General features: G+C 37.8%; 22 protein-coding genes. 10 read left to right on the top strand and 12 right to left on the bottom strand.

The genetic code is table 11. The annotated features are described in order from the left end of the window. Positions 1-85: 85 nt before the first annotated feature. Positions 86-1,558 carry a cardiolipin synthase gene (gene cls / locus ACKU4N_RS19105; protein WP_321319147.1) on the top strand — a complete coding sequence of 491 codons (1,473 nt, stop codon included), beginning with the start codon at positions 86-88 and terminating at the stop codon, positions 1,556-1,558. Here cls and ACKU4N_RS19100 read toward each other — a convergent pair. From ACKU4N_RS19100 to ACKU4N_RS19090, 3 genes are all read right to left on the bottom strand, one after another. Further along, positions 1,542-2,375, bottom strand: a complete 834-nt coding sequence (locus ACKU4N_RS19100; RefSeq protein ID WP_321319145.1) for a carboxypeptidase-like regulatory domain-containing protein — start codon at positions 2,373-2,375, stop codon at positions 1,542-1,544. The two genes, cls and ACKU4N_RS19100, sit on opposite strands and share 17 nt — an antisense overlap. Before the next feature lie 21 nt (positions 2,376-2,396). Next, a complete protein-coding gene (locus tag ACKU4N_RS19095) occupies positions 2,397-3,221 on the bottom strand; it encodes a carboxypeptidase-like regulatory domain-containing protein (RefSeq protein ID WP_321319142.1) in 825 nt (274 codons plus the stop codon). Between the two features lie 109 nt (positions 3,222-3,330). Further along, complete coding sequence (locus ACKU4N_RS19090; RefSeq protein WP_321319140.1) at positions 3,331-4,074, bottom strand: uracil-DNA glycosylase; 744 nt, start codon at positions 4,072-4,074, stop codon at positions 3,331-3,333. 275 nt (positions 4,075-4,349) lie between these two features. Between ACKU4N_RS19090 and ACKU4N_RS19085 the strand changes: the two genes are divergently transcribed. After that, positions 4,350-5,168, top strand: a complete 819-nt coding sequence (locus tag ACKU4N_RS19085) for a 2,3,4,5-tetrahydropyridine-2,6-dicarboxylate N-succinyltransferase (RefSeq protein ID WP_321319138.1) — start codon at positions 4,350-4,352, stop codon at positions 5,166-5,168. Between the two features lie 92 nt (positions 5,169-5,260). After that, entirely contained in the window at positions 5,261-5,824 is a 564-nt protein-coding gene (locus tag ACKU4N_RS19080) for an L-threonylcarbamoyladenylate synthase (protein WP_321319136.1), read from the top strand. Between the two features lie 33 nt (positions 5,825-5,857). Here ACKU4N_RS19080 and ACKU4N_RS19075 read toward each other — a convergent pair whose 3' ends face one another. Next, a complete protein-coding gene (locus tag ACKU4N_RS19075) occupies positions 5,858-6,577 on the bottom strand; it encodes a head GIN domain-containing protein (RefSeq protein WP_321319134.1) in 720 nt (239 codons plus the stop codon). Between the two features lie 238 nt (positions 6,578-6,815). Here ACKU4N_RS19075 and ACKU4N_RS19070 point away from each other — a divergent pair, with 238 nt between their 5' ends. Continuing rightward, the gene (locus ACKU4N_RS19070) at positions 6,816-7,238 is read left to right on the top strand and encodes an acyl-CoA thioesterase (RefSeq protein WP_124993499.1); all 423 of its coding nucleotides are present in this window, start codon (positions 6,816-6,818) and stop codon (positions 7,236-7,238) included. A 50-nt stretch (positions 7,239-7,288) separates the two neighbouring features. Here the strand turns inward: ACKU4N_RS19070 and rimM are convergent, their stop codons facing one another. Further along, on the bottom strand, positions 7,289-7,831 hold the full coding sequence (gene rimM, locus ACKU4N_RS19065) for a ribosome maturation factor RimM (RefSeq protein ID WP_321319131.1): 543 nt from the start codon (positions 7,829-7,831) through the stop codon (positions 7,289-7,291). A gap of 10 nt (positions 7,832-7,841) precedes the next feature. Beyond that, complete coding sequence (locus tag ACKU4N_RS19060) at positions 7,842-8,387, bottom strand: 30S ribosomal protein S16 (RefSeq protein ID WP_101310026.1); 546 nt, start codon at positions 8,385-8,387, stop codon at positions 7,842-7,844. A gap of 304 nt (positions 8,388-8,691) precedes the next feature. On the opposite strand from ACKU4N_RS19060, the gene dnaE reads away from it, so the two are divergent. From dnaE to ACKU4N_RS19040, 4 genes are all read left to right on the top strand, one after another. Then, positions 8,692-13,068 carry a DNA polymerase III subunit alpha gene (dnaE, locus tag ACKU4N_RS19055; RefSeq protein WP_321319129.1) on the top strand — a complete coding sequence of 1,459 codons (4,377 nt, stop codon included), beginning with the start codon at positions 8,692-8,694 and terminating at the stop codon, positions 13,066-13,068. A gap of 47 nt (positions 13,069-13,115) precedes the next feature. Then, on the top strand, positions 13,116-13,433 hold the full coding sequence (trxA, locus tag ACKU4N_RS19050; RefSeq protein WP_101310028.1) for a thioredoxin: 318 nt from the start codon (positions 13,116-13,118) through the stop codon (positions 13,431-13,433). 80 nt (positions 13,434-13,513) lie between these two features. Next, positions 13,514-14,434 carry a DUF58 domain-containing protein gene (locus ACKU4N_RS19045; protein ID WP_321319126.1) on the top strand — a complete coding sequence of 307 codons (921 nt, stop codon included), beginning with the start codon at positions 13,514-13,516 and terminating at the stop codon, positions 14,432-14,434. A gap of 148 nt (positions 14,435-14,582) precedes the next feature. Next, positions 14,583-15,305 (top strand): toxin-antitoxin system YwqK family antitoxin, encoded by a 723-nt coding sequence (locus ACKU4N_RS19040; protein ID WP_321319124.1) that lies wholly within the window; start codon positions 14,583-14,585, stop codon positions 15,303-15,305. A gap of 5 nt (positions 15,306-15,310) precedes the next feature. On the opposite strand, the gene ACKU4N_RS19035 is transcribed toward ACKU4N_RS19040, so the two are convergent. From ACKU4N_RS19035 to ACKU4N_RS19010, 6 genes are all read right to left on the bottom strand, one after another. Continuing rightward, positions 15,311-16,384: an endonuclease/exonuclease/phosphatase family protein gene (locus tag ACKU4N_RS19035; protein WP_321319122.1), complete on the bottom strand. Its 1,074-nt coding sequence runs from the start codon at positions 16,382-16,384 to the stop codon at positions 15,311-15,313. A gap of 4 nt (positions 16,385-16,388) precedes the next feature. Beyond that, positions 16,389-17,321 carry a rhomboid family intramembrane serine protease gene (locus ACKU4N_RS19030; protein WP_321319121.1) on the bottom strand — a complete coding sequence of 311 codons (933 nt, stop codon included), beginning with the start codon at positions 17,319-17,321 and terminating at the stop codon, positions 16,389-16,391. Between the two features lie 21 nt (positions 17,322-17,342). After that, complete coding sequence (locus ACKU4N_RS19025) at positions 17,343-18,164, bottom strand: rhomboid family intramembrane serine protease (RefSeq protein ID WP_321319119.1); 822 nt, start codon at positions 18,162-18,164, stop codon at positions 17,343-17,345. A 94-nt stretch (positions 18,165-18,258) separates the two neighbouring features. Further along, positions 18,259-20,241: a DNA mismatch repair endonuclease MutL gene (gene mutL, locus ACKU4N_RS19020; protein WP_321319117.1), complete on the bottom strand. Its 1,983-nt coding sequence runs from the start codon at positions 20,239-20,241 to the stop codon at positions 18,259-18,261. 113 nt (positions 20,242-20,354) lie between these two features. After that, positions 20,355-20,660, bottom strand: coding sequence for a hypothetical protein (locus tag ACKU4N_RS19015; protein ID WP_321319115.1), 306 nt, complete (start codon positions 20,658-20,660; stop codon positions 20,355-20,357). 261 nt (positions 20,661-20,921) lie between these two features. Further along, a complete protein-coding gene (locus ACKU4N_RS19010; RefSeq protein WP_321319114.1) occupies positions 20,922-21,725 on the bottom strand; it encodes an ion transporter in 804 nt (267 codons plus the stop codon). A gap of 215 nt (positions 21,726-21,940) precedes the next feature. Here ACKU4N_RS19010 and lpcA point away from each other — a divergent pair, with 215 nt between their 5' ends. Continuing rightward, positions 21,941-22,516 (top strand): D-sedoheptulose 7-phosphate isomerase, encoded by a 576-nt coding sequence (gene lpcA / locus ACKU4N_RS19005; protein ID WP_321319112.1) that lies wholly within the window; start codon positions 21,941-21,943, stop codon positions 22,514-22,516. 227 nt (positions 22,517-22,743) lie between these two features. Then, positions 22,744-24,282 carry a YifB family Mg chelatase-like AAA ATPase gene (locus ACKU4N_RS19000; RefSeq protein WP_321319110.1) on the top strand — a complete coding sequence of 513 codons (1,539 nt, stop codon included), beginning with the start codon at positions 22,744-22,746 and terminating at the stop codon, positions 24,280-24,282. Positions 24,283-24,450: the final 168 nt, after the last annotated feature.

Below are 24,450 nucleotides of genomic sequence, written 5' to 3'. Positions count from 1 at the left end.
GTAAATCATTGTCTTATTTTTCACATCTAATATCTCAAAGCTATTAAATTAACAAAGATACAAATCTTCTGAAGTAGTCGGATATATGCTGTTAACAATTAATTGGTCGGAATTCTGGATTCACATTTTTGAAGTGTTGGCTGTTCTATATGTCATCACCATTATCTCTACGGTAATTATTGTAATTCTTGAAAATCGCAGTCCATTAAAAACCATTTCCTGGATTTTGGTTTTGGTATCTGTGCCTGTTTTCGGTTTGATCTCCTATTTGGTTTTCGGACAGAGTTTCCGGAAACAAAAAATGTTCAGCATGAAAGAGTTGGGCGATATGAAGTGGCTGCAGGTAATGAGTCAGGATCAAAAGCTTCATTTGGATAAAAGCCGATGGTTGAAGGATGAGCGGATTCATGAAAAAAAGAACCTGATGACCTTGCTTTTAAACAATTCAAAGGCATTGCTTACTGGTTACAACCGGGTGAAAATTCTGAACGATGGGGAGGAGACATTTCCTTCTATTTTTAAGGCTCTTCGGAAAGCAAAGGATCACATTCATTTGGAATATTACATTATTGAAGATGGAGAGTTGGCGTCGGAATTGCTCGAAATATTGATGCAAAAAGCAAGAGAAGGTGTTGAGGTTCGTGTTATTTATGATGATGTTGGAAGCTGGAAGTTGAGCAAGGAATATGTAAAATCATTGCAAGATACTGGCGTGAAAATACACGCTTTTCTTCCTGTTCGTTTTCCTATTCTGACGAGTCGGGTTAATTACCGAAATCACCGGAAAATTATTGTGATTGATGGCAAAACAGCTTTTGTCGGAGGATTGAATTTTGCCGATCGTTATCTTCATGGCCTGCCCGAAATTGGCTCGTGGCGGGATACTCACCTTAAAATTGTTGGCGAAGCAGCTAGTAGTTTACAAATTGTATTCTTAATCGATTGGTATTTTGTTCGACAGGAAGTGTTACTCGACGAAAAATATCTTCCTTACAAGAAAGTGAAGCAAAAATGTTTGTTGCAGATTACTGCCTCTGGTGCCGATTCCGACTGGGCAAGTATCATGCAGGCGTATTTCTCGGCCATTACTTCGGCAAGGAGGAATGTGTATATTTCATCGCCGTATTTTATGCCTAACAGCAGTATTTTAATGGCACTTAAAACATCGGCGATGAGTGGGGTTGATGTGCGTGTTTTACTTCCCAAAAAATCAGATTCATTCATGACCTATTGGGGAACGCTTTCCTACATTGAAGAATTATTGGAAGCAGGTGTGCGAATCTATTTTTACAAAGGAGGATTTAATCATAGCAAGATAATGATGGTTGATGGGATAATGGCAACGGTAGGAACAGCAAATATGGATGTGCGGAGTTTTGAACAAAATTTTGAAGTGAATGCATTAATTTACGATGAGGACATCACTTTGGAACTTAGAACACGATTTTTAAGTGATTTGGAGAGTAGTGATGAATTGCATTTAAACCAGTGGCAGGACAGGTCTAAAGGGCAGAGAGTGAAAGAATCAATGGCACGGTTATTTACTCCGCTTCTGTAGTTTCTTCCTGATATTTTTTGAATAAAAACAGGATTTGTTGCATAACGTAGTATTCTGAGGAATTTGGGCTTACTTTAATTTCTGAGCCAGCGTATTCCATAAATTTCAGTAATTCGTCCCCTTCTAAGCCTGTTGCATCGGCCACTATATCCGCATTGTATTTCGAACTAATCTTTTTTGCCTTGCCTTCGTTTCTTATTATTTTGGACAATTCCTTTTTCGATTTTTCTGATTTACTCAATTTGCTGTACAAAAAATCTGTAGGCGCAAAAATCGCACCTAAAACTCCCATTTTTCCTTCATTTTTAGGACGATATTGTGCAGGAACAATATTTGGTTCTTTTGTATTGTAGGGAGCTAATTGTTTCATAATGCTTTTGTTGATAGGATCTTTCTCTTCCAATTTCGTTTTAACAAAATCTTCTTTAAACTCATCCCAGGTTCCCAATGCATAAATGTCTACTTCATCCAGTAAATAGGAAATGTCTTCTAATTTAATTTGAAAGAAGGGAGGCGAGTCAGGATTAAAAACGAAAGGAACTTCCCAATCGATAGCTTTGTAACCCAAAGCACTTATTCGAAGTGTATCGTATTGCTGGATTTGCAGATGAAAAATACCAAGGCTGTCGCAAATGATTCCTTTGCGTGTTCTTTTAATGCTGATGGTTGCCAATGGAATAGGAGTTAAACTCTCCGAATGGAGAATTTGCCCGGAAATACTGATAATGGTATCTATTTTAGAGCTTTCCGAAAATGAGTAGTAAGGTGAGCTAAAAATTAGAATTAATGAAATGTACAGTACCCTCTTTAATTTCATGAGAAGAGTTTAATTCATTGGTTACGGGCGTAGATGGTTCATTATCGTTCCTAAAGAATCTGTAAAGCTTAAATTGTTTTCAAACTGAGGCTTTTCCAGTAAAAAATCTTGGTAGAGTTGTTTTACTTTGTTTATGATATAATATTCGCTTGTTCGATATGAGAATGTTGATTTTGAATTAATGTACTTAACTAAAAGATCTAATCTTTCACCACTTTCTTTAGTAACATCAGCAACAAGTTCTTTATTAAATTTACTTGTCAGCATTTGTTCATGTAATTGAGCTAATGGCTCCATACGAGGATTTTTTTTAGTTTTTCTTCCATTAATTCTGATTCCAAATCCAAATCCACCCCCTCCACGGTTAAGAGTGTTTGCCTCAGCCTGAGCTAGGTTTAAATTACCAAAATCAAATGTTGTGGTAATATTTTCTTCTTCAGGGGCATCGGTCTTAATAAAGTTTTCTTTAAACTGGCTATAAGTTCCTAAAGAGTAAATGCTGACCTCTTCGAGTAAAATACTCCCTTTTTCCATGAAAATTTCCTGAAAAACTTCTTGTTCAACTTTTGGTGGTTCAATGCCAACTACTTGCTCTTGAAATCCCAAAGCAGATATTCTTAATTTTTGATCGGGATGAATCCGAAGACGAAAAAAACCAGCACTGTCACAAACAATTCCCCAATTAGTTCCTTGAAGATTTACATTGGCAAAAGAAATGCCTTCCATGTTTTCCGGGTTAATTACCTTTCCAGAGACAATAAAGGTGTCATCATTTGATTCTTTTTGGGAGAAAGCTCCGAACAGGAAGAATAAAGAGAGAAATATAGTGAGTAGACTTGTTTTCAAATTGTTTGATTTTTTGTTTCAATGTAAAGATAATTTTCCGGTCGGATGAATGTTTAAAATGATACATTTTTTAACAGACTTTAACCCAAATTAATACAGTAGCAAAGGTCTATATTCCAGTCCAGTTGACGAGTTGGCTGGTTTTTTTGAATGGATTTACCTGACCATAAAGAATATCATTTTCACGTTGATAACACATCATTGGATGAGTAGTTTCTATTTTGTTGGAAATTTCAATCTTATTCACAATCTGGTGAGCATTGTTGCCCCATAAGAACCAAATTATATCAGGATTTGCCGTGGCAATAAATTGCAGTAATTTTTGAGTAAACGGAGCCCAAAGTTTGGTGTGCGAATTTGGTTTGCCAATTTCGCAGGTAAAGGCCGTATTTAGCAACAGTACATTTTCGTGTTCCGACCAATATCTAAACAGTTGATTTGGGGGAAGTATCTTAAAATCACCATCCATCACTAATCGGTCTCCTTCGTTAAGCCGACTCAGAATTTCCGAATATTTTAGTTCTTTATTGGTTTCAGCTTTGTAAATGCAGCGCAGAATATTTTTTAACGACACATTACGAAATTTATCATGCCAGGAGTTTAGACCATTCACCTCAAATGCTCTTCCTGTTGCAACTCCTGCTTGAGGATAAGGATCCTGTCCTAAAATTACAACCGGTATTTTATTCAAATCCATTTCTAAGAAGCGCAATGTAAGATTTGGCTTTGGAGTTGATTTTTCAATGCTAATTGATTTTTCGATATCAGTAATTAAGTATATAATTTCATTAGAAAGAAAAGTATTCCAACTTTTGTGAATGGATATTTGAGAAAGGAAGTAAGAGTTACTCATGCTGGCTGCTATTTTTTGTAAGCTCAAAAATAGGAAATGAAATTAATATTTTAATAAAAATAAGTTATGAATTGTAGTCATAAGAATATTTGATGTTTGAGTTGTTCTGGTAAATTTTGGTCTTATTCATATTCAATTTAGGAGCAATCGATATTGCAATTGGTTTAGACTGTTTGACTATTTGATTTTTTAGACTCTTGCAGACCTTTCTACTTTTATTCTTTTTAACTAGTTTTGTTATCTAATTAACCAAAATAGATAAGATACAACTAATTATGTACCAGAATTTGAAAGAAAGCATAGAAGCTGCATGGGATAACCGGTCACTTTTAAGTACTCTTGAGATGCAAAAAAGCATTGAAGAAGTAATTGAACTTTTAGACAAAGGGATACTTCGCACAGCAGAACCTGTTGCAGACGGATGGCAAGTAAATGAGTGGGTGAAAAAAGCGGTAATACTTTATTTTCCTATTCGTAAAATGGAAACCATTGAAGTAGGTCCATTTGAATTCCATGATAAAATGGCATTGAAAACCAACTATGCTGAATTGGGAGTTAGGGTTGTACCTCACGCAGTGGCACGATACGGAGCTTTTATTGCCAGGGATGTGGTAATGATGCCATCATACGTGAATATTGGTGCATATGTGGGCGAAGGAACCATGGTCGACACATGGGCAACAGTAGGATCTTGTGCTCAGATTGGAAAACATGTTCACCTTAGTGGCGGTGTTGGTATTGGCGGTGTTTTAGAGCCGATTCAAGCCGCTCCGGTAATCATCGAAGACAATTGTTTTATAGGCTCCCGCTGCATTGTTGTTGAAGGAGTCCATTTAGAAAAAGAAGTTGTTTTGGGAGCTAATGTAGTGCTTACCGGATCAACAAGAATTATAGATGTAACAGGCGAAGAGCCAGTTGAGTACAGCGGATTCATCCCGGCTCGTTCGGTAGTGATTCCAGGAACAAGAACCAAGAAGTTTCCTGCAGGGGATTATCAGGTTCCTTGTGCTTTAATCATCGGAAAAAGAAAACCATCAACAGATTTAAAGACTTCGCTGAACGATGCATTGCGTGAATACAATGTAGCGGTATAGTTTAGGTAATAATTAAAGTAAAAATGAGTAATCAATGAAAATTGATTACTCATTTGTTTCTAATGATTTGAAAGAATACTAACAAATTAGAAATGCACAACGACATTAAAAAAGCTTTGGAAGTACTTCACGCTGGTGGAGTTATTCTATATCCTACAGATACTATCTGGGGAATAGGATGCGATGCAACAAATCCTGAAGCGGTGAAAAGAGTTTATGAAATTAAGAACAGGGAAGATTCCAAAGCCATGCTGGTTTTAATGGAGAATCCCAACCGCCTGAATTCATATGTTGATGAGGTTCCGGAAATTGCCTGGGATTTAATTGATACGAATGATCAGCCCATGACTCTGATTTATCCTGGTGCGAAAAATCTGGCTCCAAATTTAATCAATTCAGATGGTACCATTGGTATCCGAATTACCAATGAAGAGTTTACACAAAATTTGATTCAACGATTTAAGAAACCTATTGTTTCTACTTCAGCAAATCGAAGTGGAGAGGTTTCACCTGCAAATTTTCACGAGATTGGTGATGAAATAAAAGAAGCAGTCGATTATATCGTGGAATACCGGCAAGAGGATATGGAAAAATGCAAAGCTTCCAGTATCATTAAAATCGGATTGGGAGGAGAGATTCAAATAATTAGACCGTAGGGACCACGACTGTGTATCCCTACGGATCAGTTTTTACATTCCAATTGATTTTATGTGACCGGAACCTGCAGATTTTGAATCTACGTAATCCGGTTTTCCGCGGTAGTAAATGTCACCGCTGCCAGCTACTCTTGCCGTCAGTTTTTTTGTGGCATATACCTTACAATCTCCCGATCCTGATACATGCACATCAACATTTTCAGATTTCAAATAGCCTGCATCAACATCGCCCGAGCCACTAATGTGAATTTCGAGTTCCTGCAATCCATCACCTTTTAAATTAATGTCTCCCGATCCTGAAATATGACAATCAACAGTTTCTGCAGATAAATCTTCAATAAAAATATTGCCGCTGCCGCTGATTGCATATTTTGCATTCGTAGTTTCTATTGGGCTTTTAGTTATAATATTGCCCGATCCGGAAATGCTTAAATTCTTTATCTGCGACGAAGATATATACACTTCAACATTTTTGAATGAATTGTTCCAACCCCAGTTTTTATTTTTTTTGCGCTTAATTTTTAGAGTTCCATTTTCAACCTCAGTAATAATTTCTTCTAAATCATCAGCATCGCCTTTCATTTCTACTGAAGTAGAATTTTCCTGGGTGATAAATACCTTGGCGTGAATGGCAAGACTAACTGATTCAAATGATCCAACATTCCGGGTTTCTGTTTTTTGGGCAAAGGCCAAACTACCACTCAAAACAAGAGCAAAAACAGCCAGTAGGGAAGTAATACGTTTTGTGTTCATATAAATTAATTTTAGATAAAAAATCATGTTCTAATAAAAGACGAACAAGTCGGCGAAAAGTTGCACTAAGAAATATTTTAAAGCTTTAAATATTTGAGTAACTAAATTTAAAACATACAATTTTGCAGCGCATTAAGTATACTTAGGAACAGTAGTGCACCTTAAAAAAAATCATAAAATCTACATCTCATTGATTCTTTTCACAATTTGTATATACATTCGCATAAAAATTAGCAAAATGGAATTCAAGCACAAAAAGAAAATACAAATCCGCTTTGGCGATATCGATTTAATAGGACATGCGAATAACGGAGTTCAGTTAAGCTACCTCGATTTGGCCCGAATGGATTATTTTCAGCAAGTATATGGGGAAGTAATTGATTGGAATGAATCTGCATTAATCGTAGCTCATTTGGAGATAGATTATTTGTCATCCATCACCCTGAGTGATAAAATTGAAGTGCAAACAAAAATTTTCCGGATTGGCAATAAAAGTGTAGGAATGTACCAGAATATTGTCGATTTAAAAACAGGCGAGATTAAAACCAAAACATCACAGGTAATGGTAGCCTACAGTCAAAAATTGGGAGAAAGCATAAAAGTTCCGGAAATCTTAAAGATTAGAATTCTTGAGTTCGAAGGGGAGCTGCTGATTAAATAATATACTGATAACAGTTTTTTACTTTGTAATGCAGCAGAACAGGAAGTGATTTATTCACTAAGATACATATCGATAAGTCCATCGGGAGTTTCCATGGTGATGGTTTTATTTTCCTCACTTATTTCAATGAAGTTTTGTTCGGCAAAAGGAATCAATACTTCCTGATTATTAACCGAAATAACAAGAACAATGTTGCCGGAGTAATCCTGAATATCTTCAATTTCTCCCAATTCACCTTTTTCCTCATCAATATAAAGGAAGCCGATTAACAGATTCGGATCAAGATCATCCGCTTCTTCTATAAACTCAGGAACATTCTTCATGGGAATGTAAATATCACAGCCAATAAATCGCTGAGCTTTCGCTTCCGAATCCAGATCTTCCAAAACAATACGAACCGTAGAATGGTTTCGGGTAGTAATTCCGTTTTTAGGAATAAAAAAAGGAACCAGTCCTCCGTCGATATCGACAAAAACTGATTCCAATTTATTTTTTTCAAGAAGCTTGCTGTTTTTCTTGGCAACTAATTCGCCTTTAACTCCATGAGTTTTAGTAAATGTTCCGGCAAGATAGCAATCCTCTATTTTAAGCATGCATTCAATATTAAGCTTCAGTTTCTTCCGAACCTTCTTCTGTTGCAGCCTCTTCGCTAGTTGCTCCAGCTTCTTCAGCTTTGGCAGCAGCTTCAGCATCAGCAGCTCTCTTAGCGATAGCTTCTGCTCTGTTTGCGCTAATTTTAGCTTCAGCTTCTAAACGAGCTTTCGATGCATCATCAGCATTTTTCGAAAGACCTTCTTTCTTAGCGTTGATTTTTGCTTCTTTCTCTTTTTTCCAAGCTTCGAATTTTACTTCAGCAGCAGCTTCATCAAAAGCTCCTTTTTTCACACCGGCAAGCAAGTGTCTTTTCATCATTACACCTTCGTAAGATAAAATTGCTCTTGCAGTGTCAGTAGGCTGAGCACCATTTCCAAGCCAGTTAACAGCTTTGTCAAAATCCAAGTTAATTGTAGCAGGATTGGTGTTTGGATTGTAAGATCCAATACGCTCAATGTATTTACCATCACGTGGTGATCTGCTATCTGCTACCACAATGTGGTAGAATGCGTTTCTTTTACGACCGTGTCTAGCTAGTCTGATTTTTACTGGCATAACTTTATTTTAATAAATGAATAAGTTGCGGTATACATACCACGATTTATAAGCGCGACAAAGATACTATTTTATTTTTGATAAAAAACATCGCTTAAAAGATTATTTTATCGTCTAATAGTCATGTATATAAGAATGTTGCACACAAGCTCTTTACTACATTAAACAGATGTTGGTAATTTAGAAAGAATAGTACGTCTATATTTACTAATTTTGCTTGGAAGAATCCCTTTTTTTTTTAATTCATTATCTTCGCAAACCGCCACTCATTTAAAGGCATAACTATAATAATTCTGATACTGAGATGTTTTTAATATTTGATACAGAAACTACTGGCTTACCTAAAAAATGGAAAGCACCATTAAATGATTTTGACAACTGGCCACGTATGGTACAGCTGGCTTGGCAATGTCATGATATGGAGGGTAATTTTCTTTTTGCTAAAAATCATGTTATCACACCCAATGGCTTTGCCATTCCTGAAGATGTAGTGGCAGTTCATGGTATTTCAACTGAAATAGCTCAGGAAAAAGGGATTCCGCTCAAAGAGGCCCTGCTTCATTTTATGGAGGATGTGAGGAAGTCGAAGTATGTTATCGGACACAATGTTTCCTTTGATATAAATATAGTAGGCTGTGAACTCTTGCGTTGCGGGATGAAGGAACAGGAGTTAATTACAGCGACTGCTTTGGATACCATGACTGGCAGTAAGGAATATTGTGATTTGAAACGCAAAGGCCAGCTTAAAAATCCTACTCTTACCGAACTTCATATGAAGCTGTTTGGTGTTCCTTTTGCCGAAGCTCATAATGCGGCAGCTGATGTGGAAGCTACTTCCCGTTGTTTTCTGGAGTTGATTCGGGTGGATGGCTTAAGGACTGATTTTCAGGTATTGTCGAATGATCAGATTCAGGCATTTAAACGCAATAATCCGGACGCTATTGAGCTGGTAGGTATCGAATACGAATCTTTTAAGGTTAATACTGCTTTCGACGAAATTTCTATTGAAGATGAAGAGCGCAAGAGACAGGAGGCAGCAAAGAATATCATTCCACAGGCTTTTGTTCATTTGCATGTTCACTCTCAGTATTCCATACTCGACGGAGCTGCCAAAACAGCTGATATTGCAGCAAAAGCTAAGGAAGACGGTATGCCGGCTGTTGCAATTACCGATCATGGCAGTATGTTTGGTGTAAAAGAGTTTCACGTAGCCTGTGGCAGAGCAGGCATCAAACCAATTATTGGTGTTGAAGCCTATATGGCAAGACGGGGACATTTAATAAAAGAAAATAAAGGGGATGGGTCAGGTCATCACATTATTTTACTGGCTAAGAACTATAAAGGATATCAGAATCTTTTAAAGTTAACTTCTATTGCCCATATCGACGGTATGTACTACAAACCGCGTATCGACAAGGATTTACTTGAAGAATACAGCGAAGGACTAATTGTAAGTAGTGCTTGCCTGGGTGGTGAAGTCGCGCAGCACATCATGGGTGGTAATATTGATAAGGCAAGAGAAACTATCCTTTGGTTTAAGGATGTTTTTGATAAGGATTATTATCTTGAGATTATGCGTCACCCCAACAATGACCCACGCTTAAAGAGCGATGTTTGGGAAAATCAGGTGAGAGTGAATAAAGTGATTCGTAGATTGGGAGCAGAACTTGGTGTTAAAGTGATTGCCACGAATGATTCCCATTTTGTTAATCCCGAAGATGCCGAAGCACACGATGTATTGGTGTGTTTAAATACTGGGCGTGATTACGATGATAGTACACGCATGCGTTACACCAAGCAGGAATGGTTTAAAACAAGAGAAGAGATGAATGAGCTCTTTGCCGATGTACCGGATGCACTTGCTAATACCATGGAGATCGCTGAGAAAGTGGAAGCTTTTGAGCTAAACTCCAATCCCATAATGCCTTCATTTGACATCCCTGAAGAGTTCGGCACTCTGGAAGACTATAAAGAGAAATACGACGAAACAACACTTATTAAGGAATTTGAAGAGGAGCGTTACGAGAAGCTTGGAGGTTATGATAAGGTGTTGCCGATTAAGTTAGAGTCGGACTACCTCGAACATCTTGCATTCAAAGGTGCGAAAAAACGCTATGGCGATACTCTGGAGGATCATGTAATTGAGCGCCTGAATTTTGAGTTGAACACCATTAAAACAATGGGTTTCCCCGGATATTTCTTGATAACTCAGGATTTTATTAATTGGGCAAAAAACAATGGCGTAATTGTTGGTCCGGGACGTGGTTCGGCTGCCGGTGCTGTGGTAGCTTATAGTATTGGTATTACCGATGTTGATCCCATAAAATATGATTTGCTGTTCGAGCGTTTCCTAAATCCCGACCGTATCTCAATGCCCGATGTGGATATCGACTTTGATGATGACGGACGACAGGAAGTACTCGATTATGTAACAAATAAATACGGACATGATAAAGTAGCTCATATTTGTACTTTTGGAACTATGGCTACTAAAAGCTCTATTAAGGATGTAGCGCGGGTATTGGGTTTAGAATTAGCAGAAGCTATCCGTCTGACCAAGCTGGTACCGGAAGCACCCAAGATGAGCTTTAAAAAAGCATACGAAGAAGAGCCTGCCCTCCTGGAAGAAAAAGATTCTTCCAATCCGCTTATCGCCCAAACAATTAAATTTGCTGAATCTCTGGAAGGATCGGTAAGACAAACCGGAGTGCATGCCTGCGGTATTTTGATTGGGAAAAATCCCCTGGACGAGCACTTGCCGGTCATGCCTACCAAAGGAGAAGATCTATTGACAACCCAGTACGATGGTCGTTTTGTGGAAGATATTGGTCTGTTAAAGATGGACTTCCTTGGACTTAAAACATTATCCATCATTAAAGAAGTTCTGGCCAATGTAAAGCTGTCCAAAGGTATTGATGTTGATATCAACAATGTAGATCTTGAGAATGAAGAGACTTTCCAGATGTTTAGTCGTGGGGAAACAACTGCTATATTCCAGTTCGAGTCGCCTGGAATGAAGAAACACCTTCGGGCTTTAAAGCCGAACCGTTTTGAAGATTTGGTTGCGATGAATGCCTTGTATCGTCCGGGACCAATGGAATATATTCCTTCGTTTACCAGAAGGAAGAATGGGGAAGAGGAGATTGCTTACGATCACCCAATAATGGAGGATTACCTGAAAGATACCTATGGGATTACGGTTTATCAGGAGCAGGTGATGCTTCAATCCCGTGCTTTGGGTGGATTTACCCGAGGCATGTCGGATACCTTGCGTAAGGCGATGGGTAAGAAACAGATTGCCATGATGGATAAGCTTAAGGTAGAGTTTATCAATGGCTGTCATGACAATCCTAAGTTTATGGAGGGCGTTGGTGGTGATAACGTTAAGGCTGATAAATTAATTGAAAAGATTTGGTCAGATTGGGAGGCATTTGCAAAGTATGCTTTTAATAAATCTCACTCGGTTTGCTATGCTTATATTGCTTATCAAACAGGATTCCTAAAGGCGCATTATCCTGCTGAATTTATGGCGGCGGTGCTTAGCCGAAACTTATCTGATATCACGAAAGTGACTATTTTTATGGATGAGTGCAAGCGCATGGGAATGCCTGTGTTAGGACCAGATGTGAATGAATCCTATGCTCGTTTTACGGTGAACAAGGAGGGTGCTATTCGTTTTGGTATGGCTGGGGTTAAAGGCGTTGGTGAGCAGGCTGTTGATGATATTATCGAGGAAAGAAAAAATGGTCCGTTTAAAAATATTTTTGATTTTGTAGAGCGTGTCAACTTAAGGTCTGTTAACAAGAGAACTCTCGAGAATTTAGCTATGTCAGGCGGTTTCGATAGTTTTGGATTAAAGCGAAGTCAATACTTTCATCCCGATGAAACCGATGTTACCTTTATGGAATATTTGGTGAAGTATGGAAATAAGATGCAGGCAGAGAACAACAATATGCAGCAAACCTTATTCGGAGATGTTGATGATTATGTAGTAACACCGCCAAAAATTCCTGAATGTGCTGATTGGCATAAATTGGAACGATTAAATAAGGAAAAAGCGTTGATTGGGATTTATCTTTCTGCTCATCCTTTAGATGATTATCGTTTGGAGATAGAGACTTTTTGCAATGCAAGCTTATCTCAGTTAGGCTCCGGTATTGAGGCTTTTAAGGATAAGGAAATTAGTGTTGCAGGAATGGTGACCGCTGTGAGAAGAGGAACTACGAAAACCGGAAATCCTTTCGCAATCGTAACGATTGAAGATTTTTCGGATTCATATGAATTAGCATTCTTTTCAAAAGATTTTGTTGAATATGGCAATTATTTTATCGAAGGAATTTCGGTATTTATAAACGGAAGGGTTCAAACCCGATCTTGGCCAAGAGATTCAACCGAATTAGAGTTTAAGGTGAAGAGTATTAATTTACTTTCCGAGGTGATGGAAAAGCGGGTGAAAGAGATTACTATTGAAATTCCCGTAAGTAGTCTGTCGAATGAATTAATCACAGAAATGGCAAGTTGCATGGAAGAAAGTAAAGGGAATCTGCAAGTGAATTTTGTGATTACTGATGAGAGAAATGTGAGGATAAAAATGTTCTCAAGAACTTGTAGGGTAAACCTTTCCAATGAATTGATCGAATATTTTAAAAATAATTCTGATATTGAATTCAAAATTAATTAACTTGCACGGGTAAATATAAAATTCAAAACAATTAAAAATAGATTACCATGACAATTGCAGTAAACGATGCTAATTTCGAAGAAGTTGTGTTGAAATCAGATAAGCCTGTGTTGGTTGACTTCTGGGCAGAATGGTGTGGCCCTTGTAGAATGGTTGGCCCAATTGTAGACGAACTTTCTAATGATTACGACGGTAAAGTTGTAGTTACAAAAATGGATGTTGATAGTAGTCCTGCTACTTCTGCAAAATTTGGAATTCGTAATATCCCTACTATTCTTTTCTTTAAAGGGGGCGAAATTGTGGACAAACAAGTTGGTGCTGTTCCAAAATCAAGTCTTGCTGAAAAAATTGATGCCTTATTGTAAGCATTGATTGCAAAATATTTGGGCATAGAGAGATTCTTTCTATGCCTTTTTTTCTTTGTTCACATTCAAAATAGATTTTTTTGAAGCAACTCTCAGACCTGATACAATTCGAAGAGTTTGATAATCTGGAGCTTTTGGCCAAGCAGATTGTTGAAGGATTTTTAATTGGTTTACACCGAAGTCCATATCATGGATTTTCTGTGGAGTTTGCAGAACATCGACTTTACAATAAAGGGGAATCAACCAAACACATCGATTGGAAACTATACGCGCGAAGCGATAAACTGTTCGTAAAACAATTTGAGGAAGAGACGAATTTAAGGACTCATATTGTTGTAGATACCTCATCTTCAATGCTGTTCCCTTATCAGCAAAAACACCAAACCAAATTAGGATTTTCAGTATTGTGCGCAGCGGCTTTGGTTCACTTATTACGAAAACAAAGAGACGCAGTTGGTTTGTGTACCTTCTCCGATAAAATAGATATTCTTACTCCGGCAAAACTTTCGAATACTCATGCCCATTTGCTGTATGCTCATTTGGGCAAACTCTATAACAGGGAGGGAATCGAGAAAAACCGCGAAACCAAAATTTCGGATACATTGCACAAGCTTGCCGAAGGATTGCATAAGCGTTCACTCGTAATTGTTTTTTCTGATTTCATGGGTGATGAAACCCCAAAGGAAATTCTGGAATCTTTGCAGCATTTACGATTCAATAAGCATGAGGTTTTACTTTTTTCCATTCGGGATAAAGAATTCGAAAACGAGTTTAATTTTGCAAATCACCCCAGTCAGTTTATTGATTTGGAAACAGGAGAAAGCATAAAATTAAATCCTTCGGAAATTAGAAGTTTATACAGTAAAAAGCAGAAAGAGTTCTTTACAGAATTAGAGATTTTGTGCGGACAATTTGCGATTGATTATGTTGAAGCAGACATCCGCAAAGAATTTCATACCGTTCTTAAGGCTTATTTACTGAAAAGAAAGAAAATAATGTAAAGCTGCCATTTCTCATTACTAAATTGATCAAAGACTTACCTTCCATTTGTTTACTGTTTATTTGTTGATGAATAATTTTCATCTTCCATACCTTTGCAGTATTTTTATGAGACACTCAATAATTTCTAACACGTAGAGAACTCCCCAAATGAAAAATTGGATTTGCCTATTCGGATTGGTTTTGCTGTTTGCCTGCGAGCAAAAGAGAGGGAAATCGGTAAGTTCGAAGGAGATTTATGTGGAAAATGGAGTTGTTAAGCAGTATGATGATGCGAACAGATTAACTGCAGAAATTACTTTTCGAAATGGTGTGCGTCATGGCGTCTGTAAAATTTATTATTCTTCAGGTGAGTTGAGTGATGAAATTATGTATGTTGATGACCAGAAGAGCGGCATTGCCAAAAAATTCCATAAAAATGGCAAATTGTACAGCCTTACCCCTTATCACAAAGATAAAAAGGATGGTGTTCAGAAGAAATATTATTCCAATGGTAATATCTGGGCTGAGACTCCTTATATGAAAGGGCAACCTGGTATCGGCTTGAAAGAATACAGGCAAGATGGGCGTTTGCGGACTAATTTTCCAGGTATCGAAATTCAGAAATTTGTGAAGGATGATGTTGTGATTTTAACATTGTCGTTAAGTAATTATTCCAAGAATGTGATTTTCTACATTACCGATTTAATGGAAGATAAGTACATTCCATTTGCAGCCAAACCTATTTATGCAAAGGGAGGATTAGCGCGGTTCGAAATTCCTTACAATCGTGATGCAGGACTTGATACGACATTGAATATTGTTGCAAAATACCAAACGCAGGATTACAATATCAATGTTTCTCAGCGAAAATTCCAGGTAATTATTAAATAGAAAGTTTATTCTTTAACAAAGCAGAGTTTGGATAGAATAGGGAAATGATCGGAGTATTGTTTTTTGATTCTCTGATACTCACTGCAGATCGTATGTTCATCATGAAGAATATAATCAATTCTAAACGATGGAAAATCTCCAGCATAAGTCGTGCTGATTCCACAGCCTTTCTCTTTAAAACAGTCGCTAAATTTATCGCTCAAGGTTTTATAAGTAAAGGATTGAGGAGTGTCGTTAAAATCACCGCAAACAATTGTAGGATGAGGCGATTTATCGATATGTGCACGAATTATTTGCGCTTGTTTGGCTCTGCGGATAAATGCATAACGCAATCGGAAGGAAATGTCTTTAAGTTCATTTAATTCCTGCTCATCAGCCTTGAACTCTTTTTTGTTGATGAATTCGTAATTTTTGCCAACAAAACGGTTCGACTCCAAATGAAGATTATATACACGAAGTGTTTTTTTTCCAATTTGTAAATCAGCAAATACAGCACTGCATAAATTTCCATTTTCAAAATTAATCTCTCCTTGATGAATAATAGGATATCGGGAGAAGATGGCTACACCAGTTCCATGCTTGCTTCTGATTGAATTTTTTGCATTCAATTCTTTTTTTAGATTACTAATCGAGAGTAAACCTGACTTTGTCGTTCTGAATTCTTGAAAACAAATAATTCCTGCACCAAAATTTTTGGAGAGTTGAATAATATTTGAAGGTGTTTTTGGATCTTTTGTCCATTTGTAAATATCAAAGGAGCGCACATTGTAACTTAAAATGTTAATTGCATTCTCATCGTTTTTAGATTTACCAGAGAAGTTAAATTGGATGAAGTTGGAAAAAGATTGATAACCAATCAGAATGGCTAAAAGAGGAATTAAAAAACTCCATCGCTTTCTAATGATCCAATAAATAACAAACAAAATATTAATTGCCAGCAGATAAGGATAGGCTAATCCCCAAAAGGCAGGCGGCCAAAAATTATCAGGATTGATGTGGGCTGCCAAATAGGAAATCAAAAGTGAACCTGAAAATATCAGGCTAAAAATAACAAGTGATTTGTGCAGAAAGTTTTTCAAGCTGTTACTTCTGGTTACTGGATTTAAAAAGGATCTCTTTTTCTTCTTTGCTTAGGCTGTCGTATCCCGATTTTGCAATTTTCTCCAATATAGCATCTAAGCGTTCCTGATTTTGTTTTTTTACTTTGTTGTACTCTTTATCGTCCATCTTCTGGGTATTCTTATAACTTACTTTCATCTTTCTTTTCTTAAAAAGACCGAAAAATGAATCCATAAGTGAATTAAATCCAGAAGAAATATCTTTACCCTTACGAAGCTGACTAATGAATAGCCAGCCATAAAAAGCACCGCCTAAATGGGCAAGATGGCCACCTGCATTACCCATTGGAATGCTCAGTATATCTGTAGCAATAAAAAATAAGGCGATGTGCTTTATTTTAACCGGTCCAATAAACATGAGATGTACAACATGGTTTGGGGTATAAATTACCGTAGCAAAGACAACTGCCATAACCGAAGCAGAAGCACCTAGAGCATATGATCCAAACCGAACACTTTCGAAAACAGGAAAGAGATTATAGGCAAATATATATGTCGCAGCACCAGTCAAACCGCCAATCAAATAAATGCTCACTAATTTTTTCTGATCAAGATAACTTAGGAAAATTCTTCCAAACCAGAATAACCAAAGCATATTCATTAGTATGTGAAGAAATCCTTCATGTAAAAACATGTAGGTAAACACAGTCCATGGTCTGCTTAATAATGCATTGGTTTCGGCAGGTACCGATAACCAGTGCACAAGGAATGGAACTTGCGAAGTTTCAAGGTTAAAAAGAAAGGTAAGTACACCCACAATTTTAACAATCAGAAAAACACCAAAGTTGATGTAAATCAGTTTTGTTAAATTACTTCCTTCTTTGAATGAGTCTTTAATTCCGTCCCAAATATTTTGATGGGAATAAGACTGATATGGATTGTTGAAATTCATGCTCATGAAATATCAATCATTAAACTATTAATAAAATCGGTTTGAATTCTTCTGCCAGTATTTTATCAGGATAAATCCAAATAACATTCCTCCTAAGTGAGCAAAATGGGCAATATTATCACCACTTTGATGTTGAACCCCCATAAACAATTCCAACACACCGTAACCAATTACAAAATACTTTGCTTTAATTGGAATGGGAGGGAATAAAAGCATCAATTCAGTATTAGGGAATAGCATACCAAAAGCCAAAAGAATACCAAATACCGCTCCTGAAGCTCCGACTGTAGGAATATTAATGTTCTCAGTAATCATTTGGTTTACCATGGCAACAGCCTTTTGAATATCGTAGGAATTACCAGGGTTTTCAGCCCAAGAGTTCACAAAATCAGTAACCCAAGGTTTAACGGGCCCCATATGCTCACGAATAAACTGCAACATTAAATCAGGAGTTGGAGTATTTGCAAAAGCATTTGCAGCAGCTTTCATCGAGGAATAGTCAAGCCATCCCACAAAAGTGTGAAGCGCAGCAGCACCAAGTCCGGTAACTAAATAATACAATAAAAATCGTTTGGGCCCCCACACTTGTTCCAGCACACGGCCAAACATAAACAAGGCAAACATATTAAAAAACAAATGGCTGATTCCTCCATGCATAAACATGTGAGTAATGAACTGATGCGGTCTGAAATATTCTGATGCAGGAAAATGCAGCGCAAAATAGTTATCCATACTAAAGCCAAATCGGTCGCCGATTACCATGGTTCCGAGAAGCACTATAACATTTATAATTATCAGGTTTTTTACAACCGGGGGGAGATTTAGAAAAGGAGATCTATATTGACTCATTCGAAGTTATTTTAATATTTTCTTTTAGCTAACAATAGTTAGACCAATTTATAATTTGTGTGTGTGATTAACAAATCTAAGACAGATTGTCATTCTATTTAAACCTGCTTTCCAATTCCTGAGATTCAAGAACCGAAATAATTGCTTTCCCATCGGGGGTGAAATTAGGAGTTGTACAGGCAAAAAGTTGATCGATTATTGAACTCATTTCCTCATTCGATAAGGTTTTTCCATAATTTAAAGCCGATGCTTTAGCCAATGACTTTGCCAGATTTTCGCGAATCTTTAGTTTTACATCCATTTGGTTCGACTTGTAATTCGCTAACAGGTTTTCAACCAACTCTTTTGGTTCACAATTGTGGATATCAGCCGGAGTTCCATTAATAACAAAGGTTTTTTTTCCAAATTCTCTGATGTCAAACCCCAAGGCTCTCACATCTTCAATAATTACCTGTAAAAGAGTGTAATCCGAAGCGTTTAGTTCTATGGTTTGCGGGAATAAAGTTTGCTGAGCAATTCCCTGATGATTCTCCAGCGAATTGATGAATTTCTCGAATAAAATTCGCTCATGTGCCTTGCGCTGATCAATTATCATTAAGCCAGATCGAACAGGTGTTAATATGTATTTGTTCTTTAGCTGAAAAAAATTCTTCGCTTTCTGAATTTGCTCCTGCGGATGCAGTTTCTTTTGAATAAATTCTTCCGGAGGTTTTTGTGGCTGAAAATAATCCGGAATATTTTCCCGATCAATTTTAGCTTGGCTTAATTTCTCATCAGATTCTCTTTTAAAGGGTTCTTCGTATAAAGTTTCCCATTTTTCAGGAGGTGCTTTTTTGGTCGCTCCACTTTGCTGAGGAGGTGTTTTTGCCTTAAATTCCTGATAAAATTGGTTCGATTCAAACGATCTGCGCTCTTCGTCGAAAGGATTGTAAGTCTTCTCCCCATCAAAAGGGTTGTAGTTCAAATTCGCCTCAAAAGGATTGAATTCCGGATTCACCTTAATCATTGGAGCCTCGATATCGGCACTGCTGCCAGCTACAGGAATCTCTAAACTGTTGTCTTCATCAAAATCGATGGAAGGCACAATATTAAATTTTCCAAGAGCCTCCCGGATAGATGCTTGAATGATTTGATAGATCGCTCTTTCGTCCTCAAACTTAATTTCGGTTTTGGTCGGATGAATATTGATATCAATAATCTGTGGATCGACTTCAAAGAAGATAAAGTAAGGCGGTATGGTTTCGGGAGGCAATATTTTATCGTAAGCCTGCATGATTGCTTTGTGAAAATAAGGGTGTCGCATGTAGCGGTTGTTCACAAAAAAGAATTGTTCCCCTAAATTTCTCTTCGCATTTTTCGGTTTCCCGATAAAACCAGTCAATTTTACAATACTGGTGCTTGTATTTATGCTGATTAACCTTTGGTTCATGCTTTTGCCAAAAACATTGATAATTCGTTGGCGGATATGACTTGCAGGGAGGTTGTATATTTCAGAGTCGTTGTGAAGAAGTTGAAAAGCAATTTCGGGATGTGAAAGCACGATTCGATGAAATTCGGTAATGATATTGCGAAGTTCGGTAGAATTGGCTTTTAAGAATTTTCGGCGGGCAGGAACATTAAAAAAGAGGTTTTTTACAATGAAATTACTTCCATCGCTGCAAGCCGAAACTTCTTGAGATATTGCTTCCGAACCACTAATAACAATGTGAGTGCCTAATTCGTCTTCGGTTCGTTTGGTTTTTAATTCAACATTGGCAATAGCCGCAATGGAGGCAAGTGCTTCGCCACGAAAACCCATGGTTCGAATGGCAAACAGATCATTTGCCTTTCGAATTTTAGAAGTTGCATGTCGTTCAAAAGCAAGACGCGCATCGGTAACGGACATACCACATCCATTATCAATTACCTGGATTAATGTTCTTCCTGCATCTTTTAAGTTGATTTTTATAGAGTTACCTCCAGCATCAATGGCATTCTCCACAAGCTCTTTTACAACTGAAGCTGGTCTTTGAACTACCTCACCTGCAGCAATTTGATTGGCTACATTGTCAGGCAGAATTTGTATCAAATCCGACATATAAATTTCTACTTCTAAAGTTTAACTTTTTAGTAACGTGTTGGGTGAAATTTAAATTGTCTGATTTCAGAAATTCTGAAAAGAGACAAGAATAAATTTAGAAAAGGAGAAATTTAAATGATTCCATCCCATCCATAAATGTAAATGTATGCTGCCAGTGCAAGCAAGATAAAGATAATTAACAATCTGATATTCGATTTGTTTCTAGAGCCACTAGAATCGAAGCGACCATGACGTAGTTCACTTTTCATTCGTCCTTTTATGTTGGGGATGTATGGTTCATTTTCATCCTTCAAACCCAGTTCTCCTCGTATCCTTTTTTCTCTATCTTCTCTCGCTTCTTTTGCAGGATCCCAATATCTGGGTTGAATATTAAATCTTTTGTGCTGAGGTTTCTTAAAAAAACTTGTAAATCCCATGATAAAATGTTTTATACCAGTTAAAAGTGTAATGTTGTAGGTATAATTTGAATGCTTTTGCTGTTCAATTTAGAAAATCGCCCATCCAAAGCAAAAGATTCAATACAAGCAATACTTTTCGTCTAAAAAGACATACAAATATATCGATTTTTTCTGGATTAATTCTTCCTCTAATTGCACATCCATGAGTTAATATATCCTAAAAAAAACAGGATTTACTTGTGTGTCTTTATAAATTATTTTCTTCGGTATGAACGGGAGCTAGTTAAGTTTTTTACCACACAGATTGCAGTACAGAGCATCTTCGGAATGATTGTCGGCTAAACAATTTGGGCAAACTTGAGTAGATGCAGCTTTTGAAGTCTGTTTGCTTAATTCAGCAGTTACAATACCTGTTGGAACTGCGATAATGGCATAACCGATAATCATTACAAAGCTGGCAAAAAACTGCCCAAGAGATGTCGATGGGGAGATGTCACCATAACCAACAGTGGTGAGGGTAACAACGGCCCAATAAATTCCACGGGGAATGCTGGTGAATCCATTTTCGCCCCCTTCAATCAAATACATGATGGTTCCGATGATGATTACCATGGTTAGAACAGCAAAAAGAAAGACAGATATTTTTATTCTGCTTTGGCGAAGCGCGCGAACAATAATAGCTCCTTCTTTAATATATCTATTGAGTTTTAAAATTCGGAAAATCCGAAGCAGTCGTAAGGCTCTAATCACCATAAAGCCGTGAGTGCCAATAACAATCAAGCCTAAATATGATGGGAGTACTGAGAGTAAATCGATAATTCCGTAAAAGCTGAAGATATAGGCTTTGGGTTTTTGAACGATCCATATTCGCAGCATGTATTCCAAAGAGAAGATTGCTGTAATCAACCATTCCGAAAGTTTCAATACATCATGATAATCTCTTTCAATGGAAGGCACACTTTCCAAAACAACTAAAAGGATGCTTAGAATAATGATAACAAGCAGTGCAATATCGAATATCTTCCCCGGTTTGGTGTCAGCCTCGAATATTATTTCGTAAAGACGATCTTTTATGGTACTCATGTATGAAAGAGATTTGAGTTTTAGAACATAAACTTACTAAAAAAGTCTGGAAGGGGTTTAAAATTGCTAAAGATTGAATGGTAAAAAGGCACAAAAGCAGCAAGCTCAGGGAAATCTTAAAATAATATAAAATTCGGCTGGTGAATGAATCCGATCCCTTAACTCATAAATCTCATTGCTCTTTTTTTTATACTTTTGATTAAAATTTAAAAAAGATGATACAGAACGATATAAAAGAAAGCTTTTTGGATGCACAAAAAGTTTTGAATGAATTTATTGCTGATGAGGCTAATTTTGCGGCAATTGAAGCGGCAGGAGAGGCAATGGCAAAATCTATAAAAAACGGAGGGAAGATTATTTCTTGCGGTAATGGTGGTTCGATGTGCGATGCCATGCATTTTGCCGAAGAATTAACAGGCCGTTTTCGAGAAGACAGACCATCGATGCCAGCCGTAGCCATTTCAGATCCAAGTCATATAACTTGTGTGGCAAACGATTATGGTTTCGATTATATTTTCTCGAGATATGTGGAAGGAATGGGCCAAAAAGGAGATGTATTTTTGGGAATTAGTACCTCGGGAAATTCCGCGAATATTATTAATGCAGTAATGGCTGCCAAAGAAAAAGGACTGATTGTTGTTGGTTTAACCGGGAAAACGGGTGGTGAAATGGCTGCTCTTTGCGATGTTGAAATTCGGGTGCCTTGGAAAAAATATTCCGATCGGGTACAGGAAATACACATCAAAGTAATTCATTGCCTGATTCAATACATCGAAGCAAAAATGAAATAGTTCGGTGCAGTTGTAACGTTTTATATCTGAGAAAAGGGAGTGGATTTACCTCAGGTTTAATAACTGAAGAAGAAGTATGGAAGAGGATGCCGAATCGGCATCCTCTTTTTTGTGTCTAAACAGCAGGCATGACATAGTGTTTTATAATTTGAATTATGTTTTTTGATAGTTGGCGTATTATTGTTACATTCATGGGGTGATTTTGTTTGTTAGTAAAACTCATAGATATGCTTGTTAAAACCTACGGAAGTGCCGTTTATGGCATTCATGCCACAACAATAACAATAGAAGTAAATGTTTTTCCCGGAGTTCGTTTTTCCTTGGTTGGATTGCCCGATAATGCGGTGAAGGAAAGTCAGCAGCGAATAGATTCTGCCTTGCGCGAAGTTGGCTACAAAATTCCCGGTAAAAAGATCATTATTAATATGGCTCCTGCCGATATCCGAAAAGAAGGATCGGCTTACGATTTGCCGCTGGCGATAGGAATACTTACAGCAACCGAGCAAATTAACTGCGAAGTACTTGGCAAATATATTATTATGGGCGAATTATCGCTCGATGGCAGTTTGGTTCCCATTAAAGGAGTATTACCTATGGCCATTCAGGCACGGGAAGAAGGTTTTGAAGGTTTAATTTTGCCAAAAGCAAATGCACGCGAGGCCGCTGTAGTAAACAAACTGAAAATAATTGGCGCCGATACGATTAAGGAAGTGATTGAATTTTTGAAAGGTGATTTGGAAATTCCACCCACTGAAGTAGACACCCGGGCCGAGTTTTACGCACACTTAAACAATTTCCCTCACGATTTTGCCGATGTAAAAGGACAGGAGAATGTGAAGCGTGCTTTGGAGATTGCCGCTGCCGGCGGTCATAATATTATCATGATTGGGCCTCCCGGAGCAGGAAAAACCATGTTGGCCAAACGAATTTCAGGAATTTTGCCTCCCTTAACACTGCAGGAAGCGTTGGAAACAACAAAAATACACTCGGTGGCCGGTACTTTGGAAAAGAACAGTGCCCTGATGACACAAAGGCCGTTTCGATCGCCGCATCACACAATCTCTGATGTAGCTTTAGTGGGCGGCGGCACATTTCCGCAACCAGGAGAAATAAGTTTAGCTCACAATGGAGTGTTGTTTTTAGATGAGCTGCCCGAATTCAGACGAACCGTTCTGGAGGTGATGAGGCAACCTTTGGAGGATAGAACCATTACCATATCACGAGCTAAATGTACCATTGAATATCCTGCCAGCACCATGCTGATTGCTTCCATGAATCCTTGTCCGTGCGGCTACTACAACCATCCCGATAAAGATTGCCTGTGCGGGCCGGGAATGGTGCAAAAATACCTGAGTAAAATTAGTGGCCCGCTTTTGGATCGCATTGACATTCACATTGAGGTAGTTCCGGTTTCTTTCGATAAAATATCGGATCAGCGCTTGTCGGAAAAGAGTGAAATAGTTCGCAAACGAGTTGAAAAAGCCAGACAGGTTCAGGAAAAGCGATTTGCGGAGCACGATGGCGTTCATTGCAATGCCCAGATGAGTTCGAAATTGCTGCGTAAACACTGTCAGCCCAACGAGGCCGGCAACCAGTTGCTAAAAACCGCCATGGAAAAGGTGGGACTCTCGGCCCGCGCCTACGACCGAATTTTAAAAGTTTCGCGCACCATTGCCGATCTGGAAGGCTCTGAAACCATCGAAACCGATCATTTGGCGGAAGCCATTCAGTACCGCAGTTTAGATCGTGATGGTTGGGGAGGATAGGTGAGAATTATGAATTAGAAATTATGAATTAATAATATTTGTAGGGTCATGCCATGGCGTGACCTTTTCATGTATCAACCCCTAAATGGACTTTGTCGAATTACGCTATGCTCCATTTCCCTGAAGGGGACTTTTTGGTACTACTTATTAAATTAAGGTGAGCTATTC

This window comes from Labilibaculum sp. (assembly GCF_963664555.1).
GTDB lineage: Bacteria > Bacteroidota > Bacteroidia > Bacteroidales > Marinifilaceae > Labilibaculum.
This window is presented reverse-complemented; position numbering and strand designations above follow the sequence as displayed.

What these genes read in the sequence shown, in the direction of transcription:
- cls (WP_321319147.1), top strand. Translation starts at nt 86, where the DNA reads ATGCTGTTAACAATTAATTGGTCGGAATTCTGGATTCACATTTTTGAA.
- ACKU4N_RS19100 (WP_321319145.1), bottom strand. Translation starts at nt 2,375, where the DNA reads ATGAAATTAAAGAGGGTACTGTACATTTCATTAATTCTAATTTTTAGC.
- ACKU4N_RS19090 (WP_321319140.1), bottom strand. Translation starts at nt 4,074, where the DNA reads ATGAGTAACTCTTACTTCCTTTCTCAAATATCCATTCACAAAAGTTGG.
- ACKU4N_RS19085 (WP_321319138.1), top strand. Translation starts at nt 4,350, where the DNA reads ATGTACCAGAATTTGAAAGAAAGCATAGAAGCTGCATGGGATAACCGG.
- ACKU4N_RS19080 (WP_321319136.1), top strand. Translation starts at nt 5,261, where the DNA reads ATGCACAACGACATTAAAAAAGCTTTGGAAGTACTTCACGCTGGTGGA.
- ACKU4N_RS19075 (WP_321319134.1), bottom strand. Translation starts at nt 6,577, where the DNA reads ATGAACACAAAACGTATTACTTCCCTACTGGCTGTTTTTGCTCTTGTT.
- ACKU4N_RS19070 (WP_124993499.1), top strand. Translation starts at nt 6,816, where the DNA reads ATGGAATTCAAGCACAAAAAGAAAATACAAATCCGCTTTGGCGATATC.
- rimM (WP_321319131.1), bottom strand. Translation starts at nt 7,831, where the DNA reads ATGCTTAAAATAGAGGATTGCTATCTTGCCGGAACATTTACTAAAACT.
- ACKU4N_RS19060 (WP_101310026.1), bottom strand. Translation starts at nt 8,387, where the DNA reads ATGCCAGTAAAAATCAGACTAGCTAGACACGGTCGTAAAAGAAACGCA.
- dnaE (WP_321319129.1), top strand. Translation starts at nt 8,692, where the DNA reads ATGTTTTTAATATTTGATACAGAAACTACTGGCTTACCTAAAAAATGG.
- trxA (WP_101310028.1), top strand. Translation starts at nt 13,116, where the DNA reads ATGACAATTGCAGTAAACGATGCTAATTTCGAAGAAGTTGTGTTGAAA.
- ACKU4N_RS19040 (WP_321319124.1), top strand. Translation starts at nt 14,583, where the DNA reads ATGAAAAATTGGATTTGCCTATTCGGATTGGTTTTGCTGTTTGCCTGC.
- ACKU4N_RS19030 (WP_321319121.1), bottom strand. Translation starts at nt 17,321, where the DNA reads ATGAGCATGAATTTCAACAATCCATATCAGTCTTATTCCCATCAAAAT.
- ACKU4N_RS19025 (WP_321319119.1), bottom strand. Translation starts at nt 18,164, where the DNA reads ATGAGTCAATATAGATCTCCTTTTCTAAATCTCCCCCCGGTTGTAAAA.
- mutL (WP_321319117.1), bottom strand. Translation starts at nt 20,241, where the DNA reads ATGTCGGATTTGATACAAATTCTGCCTGACAATGTAGCCAATCAAATT.
- ACKU4N_RS19015 (WP_321319115.1), bottom strand. Translation starts at nt 20,660, where the DNA reads ATGGGATTTACAAGTTTTTTTAAGAAACCTCAGCACAAAAGATTTAAT.
- ACKU4N_RS19010 (WP_321319114.1), bottom strand. Translation starts at nt 21,725, where the DNA reads ATGAGTACCATAAAAGATCGTCTTTACGAAATAATATTCGAGGCTGAC.
- lpcA (WP_321319112.1), top strand. Translation starts at nt 21,941, where the DNA reads ATGATACAGAACGATATAAAAGAAAGCTTTTTGGATGCACAAAAAGTT.
- ACKU4N_RS19000 (WP_321319110.1), top strand. Translation starts at nt 22,744, where the DNA reads ATGCTTGTTAAAACCTACGGAAGTGCCGTTTATGGCATTCATGCCACA.